Origin of the sequence: Streptomyces sp. NPDC091416 (assembly GCF_044756845.1) — a bacterium.
Classification (GTDB): domain Bacteria; phylum Actinomycetota; class Actinomycetes; order Streptomycetales; family Streptomycetaceae; genus Streptomyces.
The window spans coordinates 1-19,525 of sequence record NZ_JBIVTU010000018.1; the positions used below are offsets into that span (position 1 = coordinate 1).

The following is a 19,525-nucleotide window of genomic DNA, read 5'->3' on the forward strand; positions in this document are numbered from 1 at the left end:
GCCGGCACGGAGTAGAGGTTGCCGTCGAAGGCGACGAGGCAGTCCTTGCCGACGTGCCGCAGCTGCCGTTCGGCCACCAAGTAGGGGGTCGGCGGCAGCGGTTTGAGAGCCGCGTGATCGCGGGCCGCCCGCTCCGCGATGACCTCCCGGTGGGTTTTGTGGATCTGGCCCCGTCTCAGGGGCACCCAGGCGGTGAACGCGGCGTCCATCTCCTCGAGAGAGGAGAACGACCTGCCCGACAGGACGTGGTCGCGGACGATCAGTACTTGTCGCTCGACCCGGCCCTTGCCCTGCGGCCGGTAAGCGGCCAGGACGTCGATGTCGAAGTCGTAGTGGCCGGCGAAGCCGACAGCTTCGGGATGCAGCGGGACCGCCTCACCAGGGGCGACGTGGCGGCGGACGACGGTTTTGGTCCGGTCGTAGACGATCGTCATCGGGGCACCGCCGAAGTGGGCGAATGCGCGGCGGTGGCAGTCGAAGAACGTCTGCAGGTCCTGGCTGGTGGTGAAGCAGCAGAACGGATCCCGTGAGTACGAGAGCGTCATGTGGAAGGAGTAGACCTTCGCGATCCCCATGTGGGCGAGGATCCTTCCCTCATCGCCCCAGTCGACCTGGGCCTGGGCGCCGGGGATCACCTCGAACCGGCGGTGCATCCCTGCCAGCTCCTTGGGCGTGATCCCCAGTTCCTCGGCGATTCTGGGCCGGGCCGTCTGGACGTAGAGCTTGACTCGCTGATAGTTGCCGGCGAAGCCGTACTCCTGGGCCAGTCGCTCGTGGATGACCGCGGCCTTCATCAGGACTTCGGCCCTGAGCATCGAGTCGATCAGCGGCCCGAACTCGTCGATCACCCTCACCCGCCGACCACTCGGGGACCGGCTCGGAGGCGTCGCCGGCCCCGGTGCCGAGAGGTATTTGCGGACCGTCTTGCGGTCCAACCCGGTCTCCCTGGCAATCTCCGACAGGCTCATCGCCCCGGACTCCAGCAGGCCGCGAAAGCGCCTGAGCTCCAGCCAACGCTGCGGATCCAAGACCACTGCCAGCCCCCTCCGCCGCCCGAATCGACCAAACAGCAGAGTGCCGAGCAGCAGGTCTCACCGCACCAGCAATTGTCCCCTTTCATCCGTACGAGGCTGGGGACGTTCACGTGTACGCCGACATCAAGGCGTTCGTCGCGTACGTGAACACCTACCCGTGGCACTGGACGCCGGCGATGGTCGACGAATGGCTCGGTGACCTGCGCTCGCTGAGGGACCTGCGCCGTTCCACGATCCGGTCCTACTCGGAGGCGGTCCGGGCGTTCTGCCACTTCGTCACCGACCCGCTCTACGCCTGGGCGGCCACCTGCGAGGAGCGGTTCGGCACCCACCCAGTCCAGGTCGTGCATGAGTGGAACACCGCGGTGCACGTCCAGGACAACGAGGCCGACGCGAAGAAGCGGGCGTTCACCAAGGCCGAGCTGCACGCGTTCTTTGAGCACTGCGACGACGAGGTCGCCCGGATCAGGGCCTTCGGCCGCAAGGGCTGGCTGCCGGCGTTCCGCGACGCCACCTGTTCAAGACCGCCTACGCCTACGGGCTGCGGCGCAACGAGACGCGGATGCTCGACGCCGCCGACTTCGGCCGCAACCCGCACGGCGCCGAGTACGGCGAGTTCGGCCGCTGCCAGGTCCGGTTCGGCAAGGCCAAGAAGGGGTCACCGCCCAAGCGCCGCGGCGTGCTGACCGTGTTCGGGTGGACCCCCGATGTCCTGGACGAGTGGTTCGCCGAGGTCCGCCCGCTGCTGGGCACCGACGGCAACCCGGCAGCCTGGCCGTCCGAGCGCGGACTGCGGATCGGCTGCCAGCGCATCAACTCCCGCTTCATCACCTACCGCAAGGCCCTGGGCTTGGACGACGGGCTGGACTACCACTCCTTCCGAAGGTCCTACGTCACCCACCTCATCGAGGACGGCTGGGACCCCCGCTTCGTCCAGGAACAGGTCGGTCACGAGCACGCCAGCACCACGTCCATCTACACCTGCGTCTCCTCGGACTTCCGCACCCGCACCCTGCGCCGGCACCTGGACGCCACCGTCGCCGCCGCCCTCCAAGCCCAGAACGGCAAGCAGGCATGAAGCGCAACGTCGGCTACACCTGGCGGCTGCGTGAGGTGATGGCCCAACATCGCGTCTTCACCGCGACCGAGTTGGTCCCGCTGCTGCGCGAACGCGGCATCGACCTGTCCGCCTCCCAGGTCCACCGCCTGGTCTCCGGGACCCCGGAGCGGCTGTCGCTGCAGGTCCTGTCCGCGCTCTGCGACATCCTCTCCTGCACCCCGTCCGACCTGGTGAACACCACTGCCGAGAACGCCGGTGTCCGCAAGACCGCCACCGGCGACCTGCCCACCCCGCCCGCGAACGTCGCGAATCTCCGGCCCCGCGCGGCCCGCATCCTGCCCGACGCATGAGCCGCCCTTACGCCACCGACGAGCAGTACGAACGCTGGTTCATGGCCGAGTGCTGCCGCTGCGGCCGCCGCAGACACAAGGCCGGCACCTGGCCGGATGGATACGTCTGCCGGACCTGCTCGGACCGCGCGGTGCGAACGCGAGGAACCTGCCCAGGATGCGGCCAGGACCGTGCCCTCCCCGGGCGCCAGCCCGTCGACGGCTCCGCGATCTGCACGACCTGCGCCGGCTTCTCCCAGACCTTCGACTGCTCGCGCTGCGGCTTCGAGGGCAAACTGCTGGGCTGCCGGCTCTGCGAACGCTGCACGCTCACCGACCGGCTGACCGCGCTCCTGGATGACGGCACCGGCCGCGTCCGGCCCGCGCTGACACCCTTGTTTAACCTGCTGGTGGCGATGGACAAGCCGGGAAGCGGCCTGTCCTGGCTGGCGATGCGCCGCAACCATCTCGGAAACGCCTCCCAGATGCTGCGGCGGCTCGGCCGCGGACAGATCCCCCTGACCCACGACGCCTTCCACGAACTCCAGCCCTGGCGGGCGGCGGCGCATCTGGAAGAACTCCTGATGGCCAGCGGAGTCCTACCCGCCGTCGACAAGTACATCTGCTCCTTTCAACGATGGCTGCCCGGCCACCTGGCCAGCATCGCGGAACCCGAGCACCTGAAGACGATCAAGCTCTTCGCGACCTGGCATGTCCTTCCCCACCTGCGGGAACGAGCCGATCGCAGTCGGATCACACCGAGCGTCCGCGGCTTCGCAGCCGAGCAGATCACCTGCGCGACGGCCTTCCTGCAGTGGCTCAGCGCCCGGAACAGTACCCTCGCGTCCTTGGGCCAGCTCGACATCGACGCCTGGTTCGCCGAGAACACCGAACGTGGCCGCACCTCTCTGAGGCCCTTCCTCAACTGGGCTATGCAGAGCCGCCGGTGCCCACGTTCCCTCTCCATCCCCGCACTGAGGATCTCCCGGCGGCCCACCCTGAGCGAGGACGAACGCTTGGCCGCACTCGGCCGGCTGCTGGCCGACGCGGACACACCGATGCGCCTGCGCGTCGCCGGCGTCATCGTCCTCCTCTACGCGCAACCCCTCACCCGGATCGTCCGGCTGACGATCGACGACGTGCTCCACGACGGAGAGACCACACTGCTGCGGCTCGGGGAGCCCGCCTCACCCGTCCCCTCACCGGTCGCGGCCCTGCTGCTGGCGTACATCGCGGACCGCGGCAACATGAACACCGCCACCAACCAGGCGTCCCGCTGGCTCTTCCCCGGCCGCCGAGCCGGCCAGCCAGCCCGCCCCGACCACCTGTCCGCGCTCCTGGGTGAGATCGGCATCCCGGTCGCCGCCGCCCGCGGCGCCGCCATCCGACAGCAACTCCTCGAACTTCCCGCCCCCGTCGTCGCGGACGCCCTCGGCTACCACGACAAGACCACCAGCCGACTCCTCCGAGAGAACGGCGGAACCTGGAGCCCATACGCCGCAGGCGACCACACCCGGTCACCAGCGGGCTGGGCTCCTTGGGGAACCCAGGGCAGTTGAATGCGCGAGCCCACCAGTACCGAGGCCGTTCAAGCCTTCGGCGGAGGCCATCGCGACCGGGCGAGCAAGCCGCACCGCCGCCGGGCCCTGTCGTTGACGGTGCGGGGCCAGCGGACGAGAAGGACGTGAGTCACGTTCCAGTTCCGAATAGGGTGACGCTGTGCCTCAACGTTCTGGTCAGCCGCCTCTCCCATCCCGCCAGCAACTTGCCAGCCTGCGGGACTTCGTCCATGGAAGGACCTACTCGGCTGCCTCGGTCGCCATCCGGCTCGACGGCGCTCCGCCTCACGCCGCGGGGTCGCCCCTGGACGACGTGAGCAAGGTCGCAAATGCCCTGTATGAGGTCGTGAACGCTCTCGGCAGGCCGGTGCTGGACGCGGTGTATTCCGGGCAGCCGAACGACGAGGCGTGCGACTCGTGGGTTGCGCTCTTGCTGATCGCCCAGCACTGGCGGGACTCACCTGATCTGCCAGTAGACCTGAAAGCCCTGGTCGATGGGGCGCTTCCTCTCTGACGCACCTCGCCCGGTCGGACCCCCGGAGGCTGTCACGTTCAGTAGCAATGCCGGAACGAGGTGGGCCAACTCGCGACGGTTGAATACGCGAGCCCACCAGTACCGAAGCCGGTATCCGCTGGCGGAGGGGCACCTGTCCGCTCAGCGGCAGAGGCCGGCGCCTATAGCGCACCGGGCGCAGTACGGGGCGGTGCTTGCGGCCTCGCCTCGCCGGCACCGGTGTTCGCGCCCGCTCATCGCAGGGCGGGAGCTGGCCGAACTCGCCAGGAGACGGCTCTCGGTCACGAAAGGGGTCTACTGCTGACAGCCGCGCAAGGCGGCCAGTTTTGCGAATCGAGGGCCCTATGACCACGACCTATCCCCCAGGCCTACCGGCTGTACCCGACGACGCCTGGAACACCGAACCTTTGGGCGACCTTGGCATCGACCAGCCAGAGGAGGGCCCGGCCACCGCGGTGTCCCGTCACGCTGTCGACGCCGAGAGCGCTGAGCAGGCTGAGCTGCGGCTCCTGGCGTACGTCAGCTGGGGCACATCGCCCGGTGCCGACCTGCGCGGGATGACCGCCAAGGCTATCGAGGAGCTGCGGACGGGACGCTGGAGCGTCGAACTGCGAGTTCCCGGCGAGTACTGACCAGGTCCCTCGGTCATTTCGATACGGCCTGATGGGCTGGTCGAGGAAGGGCCGTTCCGGCTGAGCGGTGGTCGACGGGCCCGAAGCAGATCACGTTTGACGGATAGGGAGGAGCGGCCTGCGCGCGGACCTGCCGATCTCGGCCTGCGCGTCGGGCGAGATCCACGCGCCCTCCGGCGCCTTCAGCGTCGCTCGCCAGACGGTGGTGTGAGTCGCTCCTCCACGACCTCCCGCGCCCTGCCGAGGAAGGTCGCGGAGCGAAGCTGCCCGGGACGGCGGGGCACATCGGTCAAGCAGTGACTCGCATAGCTCTCTCTGAAGGCGTGGGGCATGGATCGGGAACGCGGATGGCGGCGACCCACCCGGCTGCCGTCTCGTACGCCATCCCGGAGGTGACCTGGCGGACGCGCGGCGTCTCCTCCCCGTCGAACAAGATCTTCAGATACTGCCCTGCGGTGTCCACGATGGTGCCCTGGTTACCGTGACTGAGCACCCGCCCTCCGATCGCGACCCGGATGCCGAAGCGCTGCTCCAGCCTCGACGACCGGGCCGGTGAGCCGCCCTGCCCGCCAGGACTCGCGCAGTCCCGCGTCGAGGAGGTCGCCGCGGGTGGCCAGCAGCCGCACCTCGCCCGTCAGGCAGCCGGTCAAGGCCGTGTCCGGGGTGACTACGGTCAGCTTCCCGGCGCGGTCGGCGACGAGGACGGAGCGGTCGCGGCCCTCGTCGTCGACGAGCGAGGTCAGCGCCCGCAGGTGGTCCGGGCTCACGACAGCAGGCGTCCAGTTCCTCGGCGCGGTCTCGTCGCCGGGCGGCAGGGGGAGGGCGTTCACGCGGTGGTACCTCCGTCGTCGTCTGTACGGGCAGGCGGCTGCTGCCGGGTCAGGTGCTCCAGCGGCGTGCGCGTCACGAGCACCCACGCGGGGATCCGGGTGTCGCGGTCGGGGGCCGTCATCGCGTCGACGGCCGTTATCTCGTCGGCGAACGGCTTCATGGGCGGCGGCGTCCGGCGAGCGGACAGGCGGTCGGGGTTCACCGCTCCCCCTCTCCCGCCGCCGTGGCGACGCGGGCTCCCGCCAGGCGGTAGGCGGACAGGAGGCGCTCCAGGGCGACGAAGTCTCCGTCGGTAAGCGCACCGCCGTCATAACGCCGCCAGGTCAGCTCGGTACGCACGGCCGGGGCGGGCAAGGGCGGCTGGACGGGGCGCTCCGAGGCCCTGGCGACGGCGGGCGTGACGCCGTCGGACGTCAGAACCGGACGGCAGGCAGTGCACCAACGCTGCCCCGGCTCGGACAGGACGTCGGGTACCTCGCGCAGGCCGCCGGGCACGCTGACTCCCGGCTCGCCGCAGGCGATGGGGTGGTAGTCGCAGTCTCCGTCGCACGCGTCGGGGTCGGTGGGCCGGTGCCAGATGATCTCCACCGGTCCGAAAGGGCCCTCGGGGTGGAGGCGTTCGGCGGTCGCGAGCATGCTCAGTCCTCCGGGCAGGTCGATGCGGCAGCGGCCAGGGCGCTGCTGGGCAGCTCGGCGGCCAGCACCTCGTTCAGCTGTGTCCGCAGAGGGTCACGGCCGTAGGTCAGCACGGCGTCGTCGCCGCGCACCTGGCGGTGCTCGGCGCGGAAATCCTCGGCCAGTGGCAGGCCCCAGTACAGAGCGGCGTAGCCGTCCGGCAGCGCGGGGTCGGCCACCCGGCCGTCGGCGGTCAGGCACCAGGCGTGCTCGCCGACACCGTGCGGGACGGGCCCGGCGGAGGAGGGAATGAGAGCGAACCCTTCGCAGTAGGTCCAGCCGGTCCGGTCGGCGAGGGCGTGCGCGGCGGCGAAGCACTCCCCCGGACGCTGGATGCCTCCGGGCCACGGGGCCGGTGCGTACAGGCGGCCGTGCGCGAGGACCAGGTCCGCGAAGGTCGGGTAGGCCCAGTGCCGGAAGCTGTCGGGCGCCAGCGGACGGTAGAAGTCCAGGCCCGCGCGCAGCTGCCGCACCGTGCCCACATCGATTCCCCCCGGCGGGCGCGGGTCCGCGGCGGCCAGGCCCCCCTGCATCGGCGGGCAAGGAGAAGCGCTCATCACAGTTCCTCGTCGGCCTGGGGGTGCTCGACGTCGAACTCGACCATCTCGACGCCCCTGCGGGTGACGGTGCGCTCGGTGTACCGGGCCCCGCGGGCGTCCAGCTCGGTGCGGATCCGTTCGGCTTCGCCGGGCGTCTTGCCGCTGCGCATCGTCCCGGAGGCGACCGCGCCGCCCGCGCCCGGCTCGGGGCGGAGGCGGTCGAGGAGGGCTCGGACGGCGGAGCTCTTCCCCACGCCGCCGCGCCGGTGGTTCCAGACGGTGGCGCTGGGCTGCCGGTCGAGGTCCGGGATGGGGCGGCGGGAGGTGGAGGTTCGGGCGAGGTCGTCGATGAGGGCGTCAACGGTGGTGCCGCGGCGTTCGGCCTCGGCCCTCAGCAGCCGCTCGGCGTCGGCGGCCTCCGGCTGCTCGGTCCGCGGGTCGAGGTCGAGGAGCAGCGGGCGGTGATAGTCGCGGATGAGCATCTCGGCGATCTCGTCGGTGTCCAGGCCCTGGCGCGCGGCCTCGGCCTTGGCCTCGGGGGTGCGCAGCAGCCGCCGGACCGTCTCCTCGTACGACGGCACGGCGTGCCCGCCGGCCTCCCCCTGCGGGATCTCCTCGGTCATCCTGCTCCCCCGGTGCTCTCGGGCCGTCCTGGCGAAGTCGTTGCGCAGGTCGGTTACCCGCGCCCGCCTGTTGTCGTGTCCGCGCCGGATTCTGATGCCGGATAAGGGGAGCATATCCGGCATCGTCAACCGTGCACTCGGCTTTCAGATGATCTCCGATGTCGGTCGCAGGTACATGCAGCTCCACAACAGCGACTACTACTACTTCTTCCGCCGACCGGAGAACCTACGCATCCACCTCGCCGGGCTCCATGCAGTAGGCAAGATCACCGATGAGGAGTACGAACTCGTCACGACCCAGCTGATCGTCGCCGGCATGCTGCCCGCGTCACAGGGAACCCCTATGTGACCCTGTCGCAGGCCACTTGGTGCAGTGAACGGTCACCGTGAGCGCGCGAGGGAGTTCTGGCTCGTACGGTGACCCGGAACGCACATCCCGAGAGCGTGCGGGCATGCAGTCTTCTTACGTCGTCGACTTGGGGACGACGGGGACGCTGGCGTCGCCGTCACTCCTGCCGACGGCGGGTCTCGTTCGCCCCTCTGCAGTGGTCGCCGGTGGTACGCCGACAGAGACCACATGGATTCGCCGATCGGCGACATTACGGGCTGAATCCCGTTCGCTGTGCGTGGCAGCGGCACAGACGCTGCTGCCACCGCAACGGGAGACCTCGTTGGCCTTCGGGCCCATGTCCTCCCAGTGAGGAGAACCGCGTGAACGACTTGCCTCTCTCCAGCGCCGAGACCGGTGCCGTGGCCCTGACGATGGGTCCATGAGGTGTGGTTTCGCGGTGGGGTGGCTGGCGCGCCCGTGACTGAAGTAGCCACGGAAGGAGATATCGGACTTCGCCACGCAGCGTTCGCCGACCAGGTGGCGGCGGATCCCCGTGGCCAGCGAGGACTCGCCAGCCGCCCAGGCATAGAAGGGGCCGTCGGGAAGACGGGCCTGCTTCACCGCGTCCAGGGCGAGGGTGCCGGGTTTCGCGCCGGCGTCAGTGCGGGGCAGCCAGTGGACGATGCTGCCGGGCGGCGCGGTGACGTCGTTGCGGATGTCCTCGGGCGACGGGACTTCCAGGAAGACCTCGGCGGGCAGGTCCGCCGCGGACTGTTCCAGGATGGCGCCGATCGCCGGAAGAGCGCTCTCGTCACCAACGAGGAGTTGCCAGGCCATGCCGGGGCGGGCGCGTAGCTGTGTACTTCGTCGAGGAACGCGACCCTGGTGCCGGGCTCGGCGGCCCGCGCCCATCGGGTGCCCGGGCCGGCCGCCCTGGGGCCATCGTCGGCGTGGAGCGAGATCTCGATGTCGAACGCCGACGCGTCGGGCCGAAAGCGCCGGATCGAGTATGTCCTGACCCGCGGGCGCTGCTTGCCGCCCTGAAGCGTGAGCTGAAGGATCCACCGCTCGCTGGTGGGCAGGAACACGTCCGCAGCGTCGTCGTCAGGATCGGCGAAGAACAGACGTCCGGCCTGGTCGAATCCGGAGCGTTGGAGGTGCTGGACGTCCTCGCCGCCGAGCGTGATGGTCATGAAGTGCGGACTGGGCTGCTCAATCCCTTGCACAGTCAGCGACAGCATGCGCCACTTGCGCGGGCGCTGGATCCGGGAGGCTATCGCTACCTCCCCCGAGGACAGGACTTGGGCTTCGTCGTGGTCATGCGACCACTTTCGGCGCGGCGTTGACGCCGGCCCTCATGGCAGGCAAGGTCGTCTCAACTACCGCCAAGACCGTCTCCGTCGTGATGATCCCAACGCCACATGACGGGTGGGAGTGCAATGTCGAGGTGCTACGGCTTGCTTGGCGCACTGGCTCTCCCTCGGCAGGGACCCACGCGCTCGGATAGTCGGCAACGCCCCTTCGGTGTCGGCGAGGCGTGGCTGTGGCGCCATGTTCGCGCAGGACAGTCGAGCAGTTTGCAACTATGGGTTGCATTTGAATGCAACCCATAGTTGTATATGGATGTCCAGGCGGCCAATCCGACGCTCCGTACTGCTGCTGGACTCTCCAACAGGGCACGTACCAGGGAGCACCCCATGCGCTGCATCCGGCCGTCGCTGGCCAGAACACGAGGAGTTCACCCTTTGTTTTCGAGGCCGCGTCCGGCTTAAGACCGGGAGCCGTCCAAACCGCTGCCTTGCGGGTGACGGTGCCCGGCACAACGGTGACGGGGTCCGTCTGGCACTGCTCTGTCCGCGAGTTCGAGCCCGCGCGGTTGACGGAGGCTGACGCCGAGCAGCGCACCCCGCAGTCTGACCGGCCCATCAGGTGAGCGGCCTTGCCGCAGCACGCTATTCCTGCCCGCCCCAGTACTGGCGCACCATCAAAAACGATCAAAGGGACGACATGAACTTCGAGGAGACTGCGGCCGCCATCAGGGCCATGGCCGACCCAGCCGACCGGGCCAAAGCAGCCGCCGAGGCCGCCCTGGATGCGACCCGGCAGTTCCGGGGTATTGAGCTGGCGGCTATGCAAGACCTGGTCAACGCCCACGGCGGAACCAGTAAGCATGGGGCTGTTGCGGCGGCTGCCCGGGAGCTGGGCCGTACCACGGAGGCGGTCCGTAAGCGGATCGTCTCCGTCAGCGGAGAGGATGGCTCCGAGCCGCAGGAGCCGGGGGGCGAGCCCGGCCGGTACTTCGAGTCGGCTGATGAGGCCTACGCCGCACTCCTGGACTGGCACCTCCAGCAGCAGGAGATGACGCACCGCCGCGACCCGCTGGTGCGCGGCGCCCTGTCCAAAGGCCTGTCGCCGCGCGTGGTCCGGGACACGATCGCCCTCTCGCTCGACACGATCGACCGTCTGGAATCGACGTCGCCGGGCACCGCCGTGGACGTCCCCTGGGACGTGTGGGAAGGGGTTATCGCCTTGCTCGCTGATCTCGCCCCCCGGCTCGGCCGGCACGACCTTGCTGCCCGCTCGGCGGCCCGTCAACTGGCCGGCGTAATCGACGTGCCGGTCGATGACGCAGGGCGCCCGGCCGAGTTGCCCGACACCCTGCGCGGCCCCGAGTTCGAGGCACTGAGCCCCGAGGAAAAGGCCGAGCTGACCCTGTCGACGCCGTGGCCCGAGAGCGACAATCAGCCCGCGGTGAGTCCCGAGGACGTGCTGGGAGGGCCCGACGGATGGGCGGCGAAGTTCTGCGCCGAGCTGGAGGAGGCAGCCGGCGGCCAGGACGAGCAGATGGCCGCGGCAAGTCGCAAGGTTGCCGCAGTGCTCCGTCACGTCCGGCTCACCGGCACGCTGCCCGTGGCTGAGGGGGTGGACCGTGGCTGAGCCGATGGACTGGATCGGCCTGGTGACCTACCTGCACCAGGAGAAGTCGATGGCTGTCACGGGGCACTATCGGGACGCCATCGCGACCCTGCTGTGCACGGTCGACTCGCACGGCGAGGATCGCGACCGGGACCAGATCGCCCTGCGGATTCAGGAGGGCGCCCACGCCCACGGGGGGCGTGGTGATCGCCTGCCCCTAGGGCTCGCCTCGCTGGCGGCGCACGCCGCAGCGATCTGGCTGGCTTCGTATCTTGAGTACCGTTTGCCCCGCAATGTCGGCACACCGAGTCTGCACGCCGACGTCGCCGACGTCGCCACCGCCGTGTGGAGCCTCTGGGACGATCGCTATCCGCCAGGTCGGCGTCTGTTTCAGAGCACGCACGACCGTGCCGGTGAACTGCGCGAGATCGGCGCGTACCAGGCAGTGCGGCGGCTCTCCGCGTACACGACCAGCAACAACATCACCGCCGCCCACGGCGCGCTTGTTCACCAGGTACTGCGCCTGGCTCTGCGCCTGGACACCGCCCACCGCGACCATCGCGACGGCGACGGTCCCGCGCACCTGAACGTGTCTCGCGCCATGGACCGGGCCCTTGGGTGGGGCCCGATCACGCCGCGCGCCACCGGTCAGAAGACACTCACATCCTTTCAGGCGCTCGACAGGGCGTTGGCGGCGCGGCCGACGACCCTCTCCAGCACTTCGGTGGGCACCTGGCGCGGTCTTCCCGCCATGCTCGGTCCCGGGACCCAGTCAACCCCGGGCACATACCAGGCCGAGATCGCGCAGGTCCTCGAAGCCGGCCGACTGCTCGGCGCCGCCTACACGCGCCACGGGGAGTGGGGCCAGGTCCACTCCGGCCTGGTCGTCCTCACCGGGCAGATCGCCGCCCGCACCCTCCACTACATGATCGCCCAGGAACACGGCGGACCCGACGGGTTCGAGGCCCTGGACACACTCATCGACCACGTCTACCACCGGCCCCACCAGGAGTTCGAGCCCACACACTCCGATCCCGTCATGGCGGTCAGCCGCATGCTGCGCACCCCGTACGGTGCCGCTCTGCCTCGGTGGCAGCATCAGAGCATCAGAACGATCGCATTCCTGCACGACACCAGCAGCAGCGACAAGAACCTCCTCGTCCATGCCCGTCTCAGTGCCGAGGTCGCCGGCCACTGCCACGGGCACAGGAACACCATCGTCCGCGCGCGCGCTCACGTCATCGGCGAGCAGTTCCAAGAGATCGGAGTTCCAGGCTGAATTGTCACAGCCAGTGGGGAGCCGCATGTTCGTTGCCGACGAGCGGGCAAGCGGTCCCTGGCCAATAGATGCCGGGCGAGGACTCCGGCAGTCAAGGCGGCCACAACTTCGGTGGATGCCGCCCCTGCCGGTGCTTCTCGGGGTGGTGCCGGAGCCCACCAACCGCCCGGTCAACGAGCACCGGCAGGCGGCGTCACCGGTCCGGCCTGTCCGTGCCCCTGTGCTAAGGGATTGCGGCCACGCAACCGGTAGGGAACCACCGCTCGGCGTAGCGTGAGGTCTCGGCCAGGACATCACGCCGCGGCCGGTGCCGTGCAACATCACGCGGGCGGGATGTCGTCGCACACAGACGTCGGCCGCGGCAACACGTCCTGGCCGATGAACAGGTCCATGATCCGGTCCGGGCATAGCCTGCCGACTGTGAGGTGGGAGAACATCGGCCCCACCTCCACCCGCAGTAGACGAACGATCGGGGGACCGGGTGAGCGACATACCGTCGGCCCACACCACAACGCGGGCGACGCTCGTCCGCGTGGGCACGCAGACGGCTCACGTCGTGCTGCCTCTCTGGTACGGCGGGCAGATACTCGCACCGGTCGAGACTTGGGCCGTCATGATGGACACCGGTCTCACCCGCGCCCAATTGCTGGGCGCAGCCCTGTGCGTGAGCGCCCGACTCGATGCCCGTACCGAGCGCGGCCTGGAGCTCCGCGACTGGGCACTGCAGCCCCTGGCAGGCGCTGGCACTCACGGAGGGTGCTGCGACCCGCGGCCGTTTTCCTGCGACACTCCTGCCGGCCCCGTGTTGTAGGGCACCAGTCCGCGGGTCGGAGAAGTCGCTGTTTGCTTTCGTACTCGTCAAAGCGCACGTGTGTCAGGGATGTTCTCTCAACCTGCTGCGATCGCTCCGCCGTCCGCCTCGGGGACGGCGCCGTTGCGGGAGGCAATCCCGCCATTGACTTCACCGGCCTCACTGGCGAGGGTCATGCCGAGCCAGACAACCGGGTCGCCCGACGTCCAGCCCATGCTCCGCTGCCCACTCCAGGATGACGTCGGGGATGTCGACACTCTCATCGCCGGGCTCCACGATGCTGGCGCCGGAGAACTCACCCCGCACGACGGACCAGACGACCTTGACCGGCACGCTAGGCATCATCCGCAGTGCGCCCGGGCAGGACACGCCGGGAGCGGCCCGCTCCGCAAGGGCGTTCGTGCCGTGGCCGCTGTAGGCCTCCAGGGCGTCGCCCAGCTTCGAGTACCTGCCGATCCAGCATCTCGGCGTACAGGACGGCCTCCCGGGCGGCATCCACGGCGGGCAGGAGCTCGCGGCCGCAGGCAGCAGCGGTGCCCTCGTACTTCTCCGCCTCATCGCCCCGGCTGAGGACGCCCCAGGTGGGGTCCTCGGGTTTTCGGATACCTCGATCTAGTGCACGTAACGCATAGCGGAACCCTCCCCGTTGCAGTGGCCAACGCCATGACCAGACCGTATCGGTCAACGCGTTGACCACTTGCGCACGCTTGTTCCATGACTGCGCCCCATGGCACGGCTTCCGGCCCCGCTCCGACCGCCACCGCGTGCCCGAGATCCGCTGCGTGTCCTGCGACGCTCCCCGCCGGCGCCGTGTCGTAGGACACGGCGCCTGGGTATGACCATGTGCTGCCTCTTGCGGAGTTGGACCCGGTGTCCGGCGGGTAGCTTCGCCAGATGGACATTCGCGTGACGGGCATTCTGATCGAGGACGGCAAGCTCCTGGTGCTGGACCAGGACACCGGCGGGAAGAGGACATGGTCGCTTCCGGGTGGCCGGGTCGAGGACGGCGAACCCCTGGACGAAGCGCTGATCAGGGAGATGCGCGAGGAGACCGGTGTGGCCATCCGGGTCGGTCGGCTGCTATACGTGTGTGACAACACCAAGGCGACCATCGTCCACATGACTTTCGAGGTCAGCCGGACCGGCGGAACACTCGGAGCCATCACCGCCGACACGGAGACGCATCCGATCAGGGCGGTCGCATTTGTCGATCTGAACGACTTGCACAGGCTCGGCTTCAACCACCGGTTCGTCACCCTGTGCCGTGAAGATTTCCCCGGGGCAGGTTCCTACATGGGGCCCAAGTCCATCATCGGACTCTGACGGCCACGGTGGCTACGCGGGGAGGTCATCGCAGCGGCCCCCGCACCCGCCGGACGGTCCGACCGGCACGAAACAGAGCGTGACCGACATAGCCAGTGGCACTGCGCAGATGCGGAAGACCCGGTTGGACCAGGTCGGCTTGGTCGGCAGGATCGCGAGATCACTCACCATCGAGCCGACCGGCCCCACCGGCTGGCCGGCCGCCCGACCACCAGAGACAGCGGAAGTCGTCATCGCCGACCGAAGCAGTTCGGCCACCCGACCCGCATCAGAAGATCCGAGTCCGAGACACAGTGCCTAGACCACTGCCGCGGCCTTTTTCCCCGTCTCCACCGGTGCCGCCTCGCCAACTGCGGACGGCCCGGAAACGTCTGTGCCGCCATTGGCGTACGCGGTGTACATCACGCTTCCCTGCTGGGTCGACCTCTCGACACTGCCCTTCTTGACCAGGGTCTCCAGAGTGTTGCGAACGGTCTGGACAGACGTCGAACGATCGGGATGATCCTTCGCGAGTTGGTCGGTAATCTCGCGGGCCACGCGCGGCTCTCCGGGCACCGCGAGGAGAATCCCCAGAATGAGCTCGCGCAGCGGCAGCTCCTTCCGCTCCCCCTTGGCGGACGTGGGCTGGGCCGCTGACGCACCCGCGATCGCGGTCTTCTTCGCCACCCTCTTGCGGGTGACGGACTTTACCGCCGGCTGCTTGGCCGGGGCCTTCTTCGTCGCTCCTGCTGCCTTGTCCTGAGCGGCGGCCGCCTTGGCGGCTGCGGGCCTGGACATCGCCTTCTTGGCCGGGACGTCCTGCCGGGGCAGTGACACGGACGCGGTCGCCCCAGCCGTGTGCTGATTCCCTGCGGGCGCTGGCGACTCCGGGGCCACAGCTGCGTCTACCGTGGTCGTCTCAGAGCCGGGCACACCATCCAACTGCTGCAGCAGCCACGCCTCGTCGGACCTAAGCTTCTCCAGCGCCTGTGTGAGATCGTCCTGTTCCGCGCGATTGGCCTCCAGGTCGCGGCTGTACTGCTGCGCGTACCTGCTCTGGATGGTGGTCGCGGCAGGGTCGGTGGTCACAGTATGGGCTCCTTGTTCCGGGCGTTTCCACCGGATGTTACTCACTCAGGCAGAGCAGTCCGGGCTATACGTCACGAGGGCCACTCGCGCGGGCTCGTAGAGAGGGCGGCAAGCTGGAGCGTGCCGAGCTCATCCACTTGGTCAGCGACGAGCTGGCGGGCCGGCGTCGGCGTGCAGCACATTCTCGCCGCGCGGTTGGAGTCGATGGACCTGGCCGCGCGTACGGGGACGGACTCTCCAAGCCGAAGGGTGGTGCGGCAGGCGACTACGCTCGGTGGTGGCTCGGGACGTCAGGTTCCTACCGCTGCCCGCCCCCGACTCGTACCTGAGCGGCGAGCACCTGCGCACGGCCCGGCCTGTACCCGACTACGACGACGACACCCTGACCGGTGCGGGCCAAAAGCAACCGACAGCTGCGCACCGCTCCCACCCTGGAATGGGAGCGGTGGCGCACCGCGGCCCACGACGCTGATCTGCGGAGCGGGTGCCAAGGGACTCTGGGGCTACCTCGATCCCGACAGCGGCCCATCGGCCGCGCCTTCCCCGCTGGCCGCGCGGAGGCTTATGCGGCAACCTCCCGCCGTGCACGACGAACTGATGCGGATCAAGGAGAGCGGCAGTCCGGGCAAGCGGACGAAGCGGAAACGGGAGGACGGATCTCTGGCTCGGCGGGCCGAGCCCACGGCACCCCAATGGGCGCCGAGGGGACGTCAGGCCCCGCAGCGCCGGGCTCCGAACCGGGACAAGGCCCCGCCCCGCCGGAGCGCACCCCGCAGGACGTACGACATGCGCGATCTGTGCCGGGCCTCGGCGGGTCTGGCCCGGCCCGGGGTCTCCGACATGTGCCGCAGCACGTACGGGAGGTGACGGGCCAGTCGGTGGCGAGGTGACGCGGGCGAGCGCCGGTGGCCGCTGGTGACCTTCGGCGGCCCCCAGGCCCCCGCTGCCTCGGTGTCCCGCAGCGCGGCTCGGTATCGTGGTGGCAGGACGCCGTTCTCGTCGCGGGACACCGGGGACTGGGATGTTGTTCGCGGCGCCGTGTCACTGCGCACACGACCCGCCGAGCCGGACGGGAGCGAGGCCTCGGAGTTGTCCTATTTCCAGGGCGTACGTGTATCGACATCTCAGAACCCTTGGAGGACGTTCGTGCATACTCTGACCCGCTTGCGCGACCTGGTGGCTTTCATCTCCGTGCTGGTGACCGGCGTTGTTCTCGTCACGCTCTCACCAGGCATGTCATCCGGCGAAGCCGTGATCGGAATGGCTGCGCTGTACGGCGCATGGAAGGGCGTGCCCGCCAGTAACCGCTCCTGACTCAGAAGGGCTCTCGCCGGAATCGGCGAGAGCCCTTTGCTATGCCCTGCGATCTCGCCTGCAATCACTGCTATATGTACGACCCTGCGTGCTTGCTGGTCCAGGGTGAGCGGCCAGGACCGCCTGCACATCCCGCTCGGCCAGGCCAGCCTCTCCACCGTCCGCGGCCCGATCTGGCGGATCACCCCCATCCCCCTCACCCCCACCGGCCGGCTCCCCATCGCGGTCGCGGGAAAGTAGAACCCAGCCACCACCGCACCGAGCCTCCTGGTGGAAGAACTCGACCCCTGCCACCTCTCACCGGTCATGCGCGCCACGGGCTGCCGACTGCGCCGCCACGTCCTGCGCCTGCCGGACGGCTGGATCGAGCACACCAGCATGAACGAGGGACGCAGAGCGTTCGCCCTGCCCGGCCTGCCCGCTTCCTGACCGCCCGCGCGTGACCCCGGTGCCGGGCGGGTGAACTCAGGGCAAAGCCCGCCCGGCACCGGTGCCACGCCGAGATACTGGCGGTCATGACGACCACCCCGTCACCTACCCCGTTCTCCCGGATCAAGGTCCGTACCGGGGCGCTGGTGTTCTGCGGCGACGACGTCGCCCTCATCCGCCGGGACCGCGCCGACTCCACCCACTACACCCCGCCCGGCGGCAACGTCGAGGACGGCGAAGACCTCGACATCGCGCTCGCCCGCGAGCTCGCCGAGGAACTCGGCCTCGACACCGCGCAGGCCGAGGGCGGGGACCTGCTGTGGGTTGCCGACCAGCGTGTCACCCGCCCCGGCCCCACCCCGCCCCCGCGCAAACTCCACCTGATCTACCGCTTCCACATCACCCCCGGCCTTCGCGCCACCCTCGCCGAAGAGGAACATGACAAGCAGCCCGACGGAAGCCACGAAGTCGGCGTGATCGAGTGGATCGACTACCGCAAGACCGCCGACCTGCCGATCTTCCCGCCTATCGGACCTGCTCTCGCCGCCCTGCCCGACCCCCGGGCCGCGGTCACCAACGCCGCGCTGCCCGCCATCACCGACGAGAACTACACCTGGGTCTGACCTGACAGACCACCACGGGGATCAGACCCGGGCGGTCGTTTCCCGGGTCAGCGGGGCAAGCAGCCGCGCCAGCTCGTGGAAGCCGTCGCGCAGGATCAGGTGATCGGCGGCGGGGAGCCGGGCCGTGCGGCCGTCCTCCAGCTCGATGTCCTGGTGCGCGGTCTCGTGCGTGAGCCGGACCGTGGCCGACCGGCCGCCCGCAAGAAGGAGCTCCGCCGACAGGCCCTTCTCTAGGTTGCTGTCGACCAGCCCGGTGGTGCAGGCCTCCAGCTCGGGGACCGGCACCGTGGAGGCCATGTGCTCGTGGACGTGGAGCGAGGCCTGGCGCAGCCGCTCCACGGCGGCCTCGCCCTCGGCGAGCTGGTCGTCGGCGTCGGCCTCGACCAGCCGGGCGAACGCGCACAGCGCGATGGCGAGTTGCCCGGCGGCCTCCCTGAGCGCCTTGGCCTGGTCGCGGGGGCCGGTGGCCGTGGGCATTAGGACGTCCATGGCGTGGCGGGCGAGCTGGTGCACGGCCTGCGGGTCCAGCGGCGACTGAGCCCGGGCCCACGAGGTACCCGCCGCGGCGGCGGCCGGGCCCGCGCACGTCGATCCCGGGCCCGAGCCGCGTGCGCCCGCCGGAGACGCTGTCGATGACACAGTCCGCCGGCGCCCGGAAGTAGAGGTGCTGCCCACCGCTGGTTATCGACGGTTCGCGGCCGTCTCCTGGCATTCACCACAGGTGAGAGTGATGATGCGATCGATGGAACGTTGACTGGACGCGCTGCTGTGTCCGTCGTGGGTGATAGACACTCGCTGTGGCGACGTTCATGGTGTTTGTCGAAGATGAAGCAGCCGGATGGCGGGTCGATCGCGAGGCCCTGACGTCCGCGATCCGGGATCGCTGGACGGATGTCGAAATCGATCCGACCCACCACAGCGTGGCGCGGAGCTTCTGCTGGTCCTTCGAAACGCAGGACGGTCCGGGAGAGGTGTATCTCCATGAGGACGGCACCGGCGTCTATATGGATCTTTGGCAAGACGATGCCGTTTGGCTGGCGGTCGTGTTCCGCCGACTGACTCCAGCGGGTCTTGACCTGGTGTTCTGCGACGAGGGATACAACTTCGACGTCCGACTCCGGTCTGATGCCACTGACGCCGAGCTGATCAAGCTGATGAACGACGCCTGAGCTCAGGAGGGCTCGACGGCCCCGCCGCGGCGGGCGAGTTCGCGTCGGAGGTCGAGGTTCTCGCCGTGAGCCTGCTCCAGAGCGTCCCGTAGTCCCTGGACTTCTTCTCGGTGCTGCCTCTTAAGGCGGGTGATCTGGCTGGTCAGCGCGAGGACGAGAGTGCTGCGCTCGTCGGCCGGAGGGGCCGATGCCGGAACTGGGCGGGCCTGAGCCCGCAGGCGTTGGATCCGTCCGCGCAGGTCGGCATGGTTGTAGAGGAAGGCGTGGGAGACGCCGGCCTCTCGCTGGACGGCCTGGAAGGTGATCGACTCGCCCTGCTTGATTAGCCTGCGGAGCGCCTCCTCTGCGGCCTTCGTTTTGGCCTCGGACTTCGCCTTCGCCGCGGCGGCGAGGGTTTCGGTGCGCTCTGGTGTGCGAGGCGGGAGTTGAAGGCCCTCTTCGACGGCCGACAGGGAAATCACGGGGG

Annotated in this window: 26 protein-coding genes and 2 pseudogenes; 16 read left to right on the plus strand and 12 right to left on the minus strand. The window is 69.3% G+C overall.

The window, feature by feature from the left end:
* Positions 1 to 1,034, minus strand: a 1,034-nt coding sequence (istA, locus tag ACIQMX_RS36430; RefSeq protein ID WP_402484521.1) for an IS21 family transposase, incomplete at its 3' end; no start/stop codon positions are given.
* A gap of 110 nt (positions 1,035 to 1,144) precedes the next feature.
* Between istA and ACIQMX_RS36435 the strand changes: the two genes are divergently transcribed.
* The 6 genes from ACIQMX_RS36435 to ACIQMX_RS36460 all read left to right on the plus strand — a co-directional run bounded on the left by ACIQMX_RS36435 (position 1,145) and on the right by ACIQMX_RS36460 (position 5,128).
* Complete coding sequence (locus tag ACIQMX_RS36435; protein ID WP_402484522.1) at positions 1,145 to 1,720, plus strand: hypothetical protein; 576 nt, start codon at positions 1,145 to 1,147, stop codon at positions 1,718 to 1,720.
* Positions 1,714 to 2,112, plus strand: a complete 399-nt coding sequence (locus ACIQMX_RS36440) for a tyrosine-type recombinase/integrase (protein ID WP_402484524.1) — start codon at positions 1,714 to 1,716, stop codon at positions 2,110 to 2,112. The genes ACIQMX_RS36435 and ACIQMX_RS36440 overlap by 7 nt, the downstream gene beginning before the upstream one ends.
* The gene (locus tag ACIQMX_RS36445; protein WP_402484526.1) at positions 2,109 to 2,444 is read left to right on the plus strand and encodes a helix-turn-helix domain-containing protein; all 336 of its coding nucleotides are present in this window, start codon (positions 2,109 to 2,111) and stop codon (positions 2,442 to 2,444) included. The genes ACIQMX_RS36440 and ACIQMX_RS36445 overlap by 4 nt, the downstream gene beginning before the upstream one ends.
* A complete protein-coding gene (locus tag ACIQMX_RS36450) occupies positions 2,441 to 3,982 on the plus strand; it encodes a hypothetical protein (RefSeq protein WP_402484528.1) in 1,542 nt (513 codons plus the stop codon). Before ACIQMX_RS36445 ends, ACIQMX_RS36450 begins: the two co-directional genes overlap by 4 nt.
* Before the next feature lie 313 nt (positions 3,983 to 4,295).
* Positions 4,296 to 4,496 (plus strand): hypothetical protein, encoded by a 201-nt coding sequence (locus ACIQMX_RS36455; RefSeq protein WP_402484530.1) that lies wholly within the window; start codon positions 4,296 to 4,298, stop codon positions 4,494 to 4,496.
* A 344-nt stretch (positions 4,497 to 4,840) separates the two neighbouring features.
* The gene (locus ACIQMX_RS36460; RefSeq protein WP_402484532.1) at positions 4,841 to 5,128 is read left to right on the plus strand and encodes a hypothetical protein; all 288 of its coding nucleotides are present in this window, start codon (positions 4,841 to 4,843) and stop codon (positions 5,126 to 5,128) included.
* 476 nt (positions 5,129 to 5,604) lie between these two features.
* On the opposite strand, the gene ACIQMX_RS36465 is transcribed toward ACIQMX_RS36460, so the two are convergent.
* Genes ACIQMX_RS36465 through ACIQMX_RS36485 form a run of 5 tightly spaced genes read right to left on the minus strand, consistent with a single transcriptional unit; the run spans position 5,605 to position 7,796 of the window.
* The gene (locus ACIQMX_RS36465) at positions 5,605 to 5,958 is read right to left on the minus strand and encodes a hypothetical protein (protein ID WP_402484533.1); all 354 of its coding nucleotides are present in this window, start codon (positions 5,956 to 5,958) and stop codon (positions 5,605 to 5,607) included.
* Positions 5,955 to 6,161, minus strand: a complete 207-nt coding sequence (locus tag ACIQMX_RS36470) for a hypothetical protein (RefSeq protein WP_402484535.1) — start codon at positions 6,159 to 6,161, stop codon at positions 5,955 to 5,957. Before ACIQMX_RS36470 ends, ACIQMX_RS36465 begins: the two co-directional genes overlap by 4 nt.
* A complete protein-coding gene (locus ACIQMX_RS36475) occupies positions 6,158 to 6,595 on the minus strand; it encodes a hypothetical protein (protein ID WP_402484537.1) in 438 nt (145 codons plus the stop codon). The genes ACIQMX_RS36470 and ACIQMX_RS36475 overlap by 4 nt, the downstream gene beginning before the upstream one ends.
* Before the next feature lie 2 nt (positions 6,596 to 6,597).
* On the minus strand, positions 6,598 to 7,191 hold the full coding sequence (locus ACIQMX_RS36480; protein ID WP_402484538.1) for a hypothetical protein: 594 nt from the start codon (positions 7,189 to 7,191) through the stop codon (positions 6,598 to 6,600).
* Positions 7,191 to 7,796 carry a hypothetical protein gene (locus ACIQMX_RS36485; RefSeq protein WP_402484540.1) on the minus strand — a complete coding sequence of 202 codons (606 nt, stop codon included), beginning with the start codon at positions 7,794 to 7,796 and terminating at the stop codon, positions 7,191 to 7,193. Before ACIQMX_RS36485 ends, ACIQMX_RS36480 begins: the two co-directional genes overlap by 1 nt.
* 148 nt (positions 7,797 to 7,944) lie before the next feature.
* Between ACIQMX_RS36485 and ACIQMX_RS36490 the strand changes: the two genes are divergently transcribed.
* Positions 7,945 to 8,145 carry a hypothetical protein gene (locus ACIQMX_RS36490; protein WP_402484542.1) on the plus strand — a complete coding sequence of 67 codons (201 nt, stop codon included), beginning with the start codon at positions 7,945 to 7,947 and terminating at the stop codon, positions 8,143 to 8,145.
* A gap of 114 nt (positions 8,146 to 8,259) precedes the next feature.
* On the opposite strand, the gene ACIQMX_RS36495 is transcribed toward ACIQMX_RS36490, so the two are convergent.
* Positions 8,260 to 8,964 (minus strand): SIP domain-containing protein, encoded by a 705-nt coding sequence (locus ACIQMX_RS36495; protein ID WP_402484543.1) that lies wholly within the window; start codon positions 8,962 to 8,964, stop codon positions 8,260 to 8,262.
* Between the two features lie 92 nt (positions 8,965 to 9,056).
* Positions 9,057 to 9,368 (minus strand): annotated as a pseudogene (locus tag ACIQMX_RS36500) (siderophore-interacting protein); the annotation flags it as partial.
* A gap of 766 nt (positions 9,369 to 10,134) precedes the next feature.
* Between ACIQMX_RS36500 and ACIQMX_RS36505 the strand changes: the two are divergent.
* Together ACIQMX_RS36505 and ACIQMX_RS36510 are read left to right on the plus strand one after the other, a co-directional pair.
* Positions 10,135 to 11,064, plus strand: coding sequence for a hypothetical protein (locus ACIQMX_RS36505; RefSeq protein WP_402484545.1), 930 nt, complete (start codon positions 10,135 to 10,137; stop codon positions 11,062 to 11,064).
* A complete protein-coding gene (locus ACIQMX_RS36510) occupies positions 11,057 to 12,322 on the plus strand; it encodes a hypothetical protein (protein WP_402484547.1) in 1,266 nt (421 codons plus the stop codon). The genes ACIQMX_RS36505 and ACIQMX_RS36510 overlap by 8 nt, the downstream gene beginning before the upstream one ends.
* Positions 12,323 to 13,292: 970 nt before the next feature.
* Here the strand turns inward: ACIQMX_RS36510 and ACIQMX_RS36515 are convergent.
* Positions 13,293 to 13,466 carry a hypothetical protein gene (locus ACIQMX_RS36515; protein ID WP_402484549.1) on the minus strand — a complete coding sequence of 58 codons (174 nt, stop codon included), beginning with the start codon at positions 13,464 to 13,466 and terminating at the stop codon, positions 13,293 to 13,295.
* 561 nt (positions 13,467 to 14,027) lie between these two features.
* Between ACIQMX_RS36515 and ACIQMX_RS36520 the strand changes: the two genes are divergently transcribed.
* Positions 14,028 to 14,456 (plus strand): NUDIX domain-containing protein, encoded by a 429-nt coding sequence (locus tag ACIQMX_RS36520; RefSeq protein WP_402484551.1) that lies wholly within the window; start codon positions 14,028 to 14,030, stop codon positions 14,454 to 14,456.
* Between the two features lie 297 nt (positions 14,457 to 14,753).
* Here the strand turns inward: ACIQMX_RS36520 and ACIQMX_RS36525 are convergent, their stop codons facing one another.
* On the minus strand, positions 14,754 to 15,524 hold the full coding sequence (locus tag ACIQMX_RS36525; protein ID WP_402484553.1) for a hypothetical protein: 771 nt from the start codon (positions 15,522 to 15,524) through the stop codon (positions 14,754 to 14,756).
* Between the two features lie 104 nt (positions 15,525 to 15,628).
* Between ACIQMX_RS36525 and ACIQMX_RS36530 the strand changes: the two are divergent.
* From ACIQMX_RS36530 to ACIQMX_RS36550, 5 genes and pseudogenes are all read left to right on the plus strand, one after another.
* Positions 15,629 to 15,758, plus strand: a pseudogene (locus ACIQMX_RS36530) (NUDIX hydrolase); the annotation flags it as partial.
* Positions 15,759 to 16,688: 930 nt separating this feature from the next.
* Positions 16,689 to 16,838: a hypothetical protein gene (locus ACIQMX_RS36535; RefSeq protein ID WP_402484555.1), complete on the plus strand. Its 150-nt coding sequence runs from the start codon at positions 16,689 to 16,691 to the stop codon at positions 16,836 to 16,838.
* Positions 16,839 to 16,943: 105 nt separating this feature from the next.
* Positions 16,944 to 17,078, plus strand: a complete 135-nt coding sequence (locus tag ACIQMX_RS36540; RefSeq protein WP_402484557.1) for a hypothetical protein — start codon at positions 16,944 to 16,946, stop codon at positions 17,076 to 17,078.
* Between the two features lie 30 nt (positions 17,079 to 17,108).
* A complete protein-coding gene (locus tag ACIQMX_RS36545; RefSeq protein WP_402484559.1) occupies positions 17,109 to 17,267 on the plus strand; it encodes a hypothetical protein in 159 nt (52 codons plus the stop codon).
* Between the two features lie 86 nt (positions 17,268 to 17,353).
* The gene (locus ACIQMX_RS36550; RefSeq protein WP_402484561.1) at positions 17,354 to 17,890 is read left to right on the plus strand and encodes an NUDIX hydrolase; all 537 of its coding nucleotides are present in this window, start codon (positions 17,354 to 17,356) and stop codon (positions 17,888 to 17,890) included.
* 21 nt (positions 17,891 to 17,911) lie between these two features.
* On the opposite strand, the gene ACIQMX_RS36555 is transcribed toward ACIQMX_RS36550, so the two are convergent.
* Positions 17,912 to 18,367: a hypothetical protein gene (locus ACIQMX_RS36555; RefSeq protein WP_402484563.1), complete on the minus strand. Its 456-nt coding sequence runs from the start codon at positions 18,365 to 18,367 to the stop codon at positions 17,912 to 17,914.
* Positions 18,368 to 18,687: 320 nt separating this feature from the next.
* On the opposite strand from ACIQMX_RS36555, the gene ACIQMX_RS36560 reads away from it, so the two are divergent.
* The gene (locus tag ACIQMX_RS36560) at positions 18,688 to 19,059 is read left to right on the plus strand and encodes a hypothetical protein (RefSeq protein ID WP_402484565.1); all 372 of its coding nucleotides are present in this window, start codon (positions 18,688 to 18,690) and stop codon (positions 19,057 to 19,059) included.
* A gap of 2 nt (positions 19,060 to 19,061) precedes the next feature.
* Here ACIQMX_RS36560 and ACIQMX_RS36565 read toward each other — a convergent pair whose 3' ends face one another.
* Positions 19,062 to 19,520, minus strand: coding sequence for a DUF6262 family protein (locus ACIQMX_RS36565; protein WP_402484567.1), 459 nt, complete (start codon positions 19,518 to 19,520; stop codon positions 19,062 to 19,064).
* Positions 19,521 to 19,525 lie beyond the last annotated feature (5 nt).

Excerpts from the sequence above, each read along its gene's own strand:
- ACIQMX_RS36445 (WP_402484526.1), top strand. The coding sequence starts at position 2,109 with ATGAAGCGCAACGTCGGCTACACCTGGCGGCTGCGTGAGGTGATGGCC.
- ACIQMX_RS36450 (WP_402484528.1), top strand. The coding sequence starts at position 2,441 with ATGAGCCGCCCTTACGCCACCGACGAGCAGTACGAACGCTGGTTCATG.
- ACIQMX_RS36460 (WP_402484532.1), top strand. The coding sequence starts at position 4,841 with ATGACCACGACCTATCCCCCAGGCCTACCGGCTGTACCCGACGACGCC.
- ACIQMX_RS36475 (WP_402484537.1), bottom strand. The coding sequence starts at position 6,595 with ATGCTCGCGACCGCCGAACGCCTCCACCCCGAGGGCCCTTTCGGACCG.
- ACIQMX_RS36480 (WP_402484538.1), bottom strand. The coding sequence starts at position 7,191 with ATGAGCGCTTCTCCTTGCCCGCCGATGCAGGGGGGCCTGGCCGCCGCG.
- ACIQMX_RS36485 (WP_402484540.1), bottom strand. The coding sequence starts at position 7,796 with ATGACCGAGGAGATCCCGCAGGGGGAGGCCGGCGGGCACGCCGTGCCG.
- ACIQMX_RS36490 (WP_402484542.1), top strand. The coding sequence starts at position 7,945 with ATGATCTCCGATGTCGGTCGCAGGTACATGCAGCTCCACAACAGCGAC.
- ACIQMX_RS36495 (WP_402484543.1), bottom strand. The coding sequence starts at position 8,964 with ATGGCCTGGCAACTCCTCGTTGGTGACGAGAGCGCTCTTCCGGCGATC.
- ACIQMX_RS36505 (WP_402484545.1), top strand. The coding sequence starts at position 10,135 with ATGAACTTCGAGGAGACTGCGGCCGCCATCAGGGCCATGGCCGACCCA.
- ACIQMX_RS36520 (WP_402484551.1), top strand. The coding sequence starts at position 14,028 with ATGGACATTCGCGTGACGGGCATTCTGATCGAGGACGGCAAGCTCCTG.
- ACIQMX_RS36550 (WP_402484561.1), top strand. The coding sequence starts at position 17,354 with ATGACGACCACCCCGTCACCTACCCCGTTCTCCCGGATCAAGGTCCGT.
- ACIQMX_RS36555 (WP_402484563.1), bottom strand. The coding sequence starts at position 18,367 with ATGCCCACGGCCACCGGCCCCCGCGACCAGGCCAAGGCGCTCAGGGAG.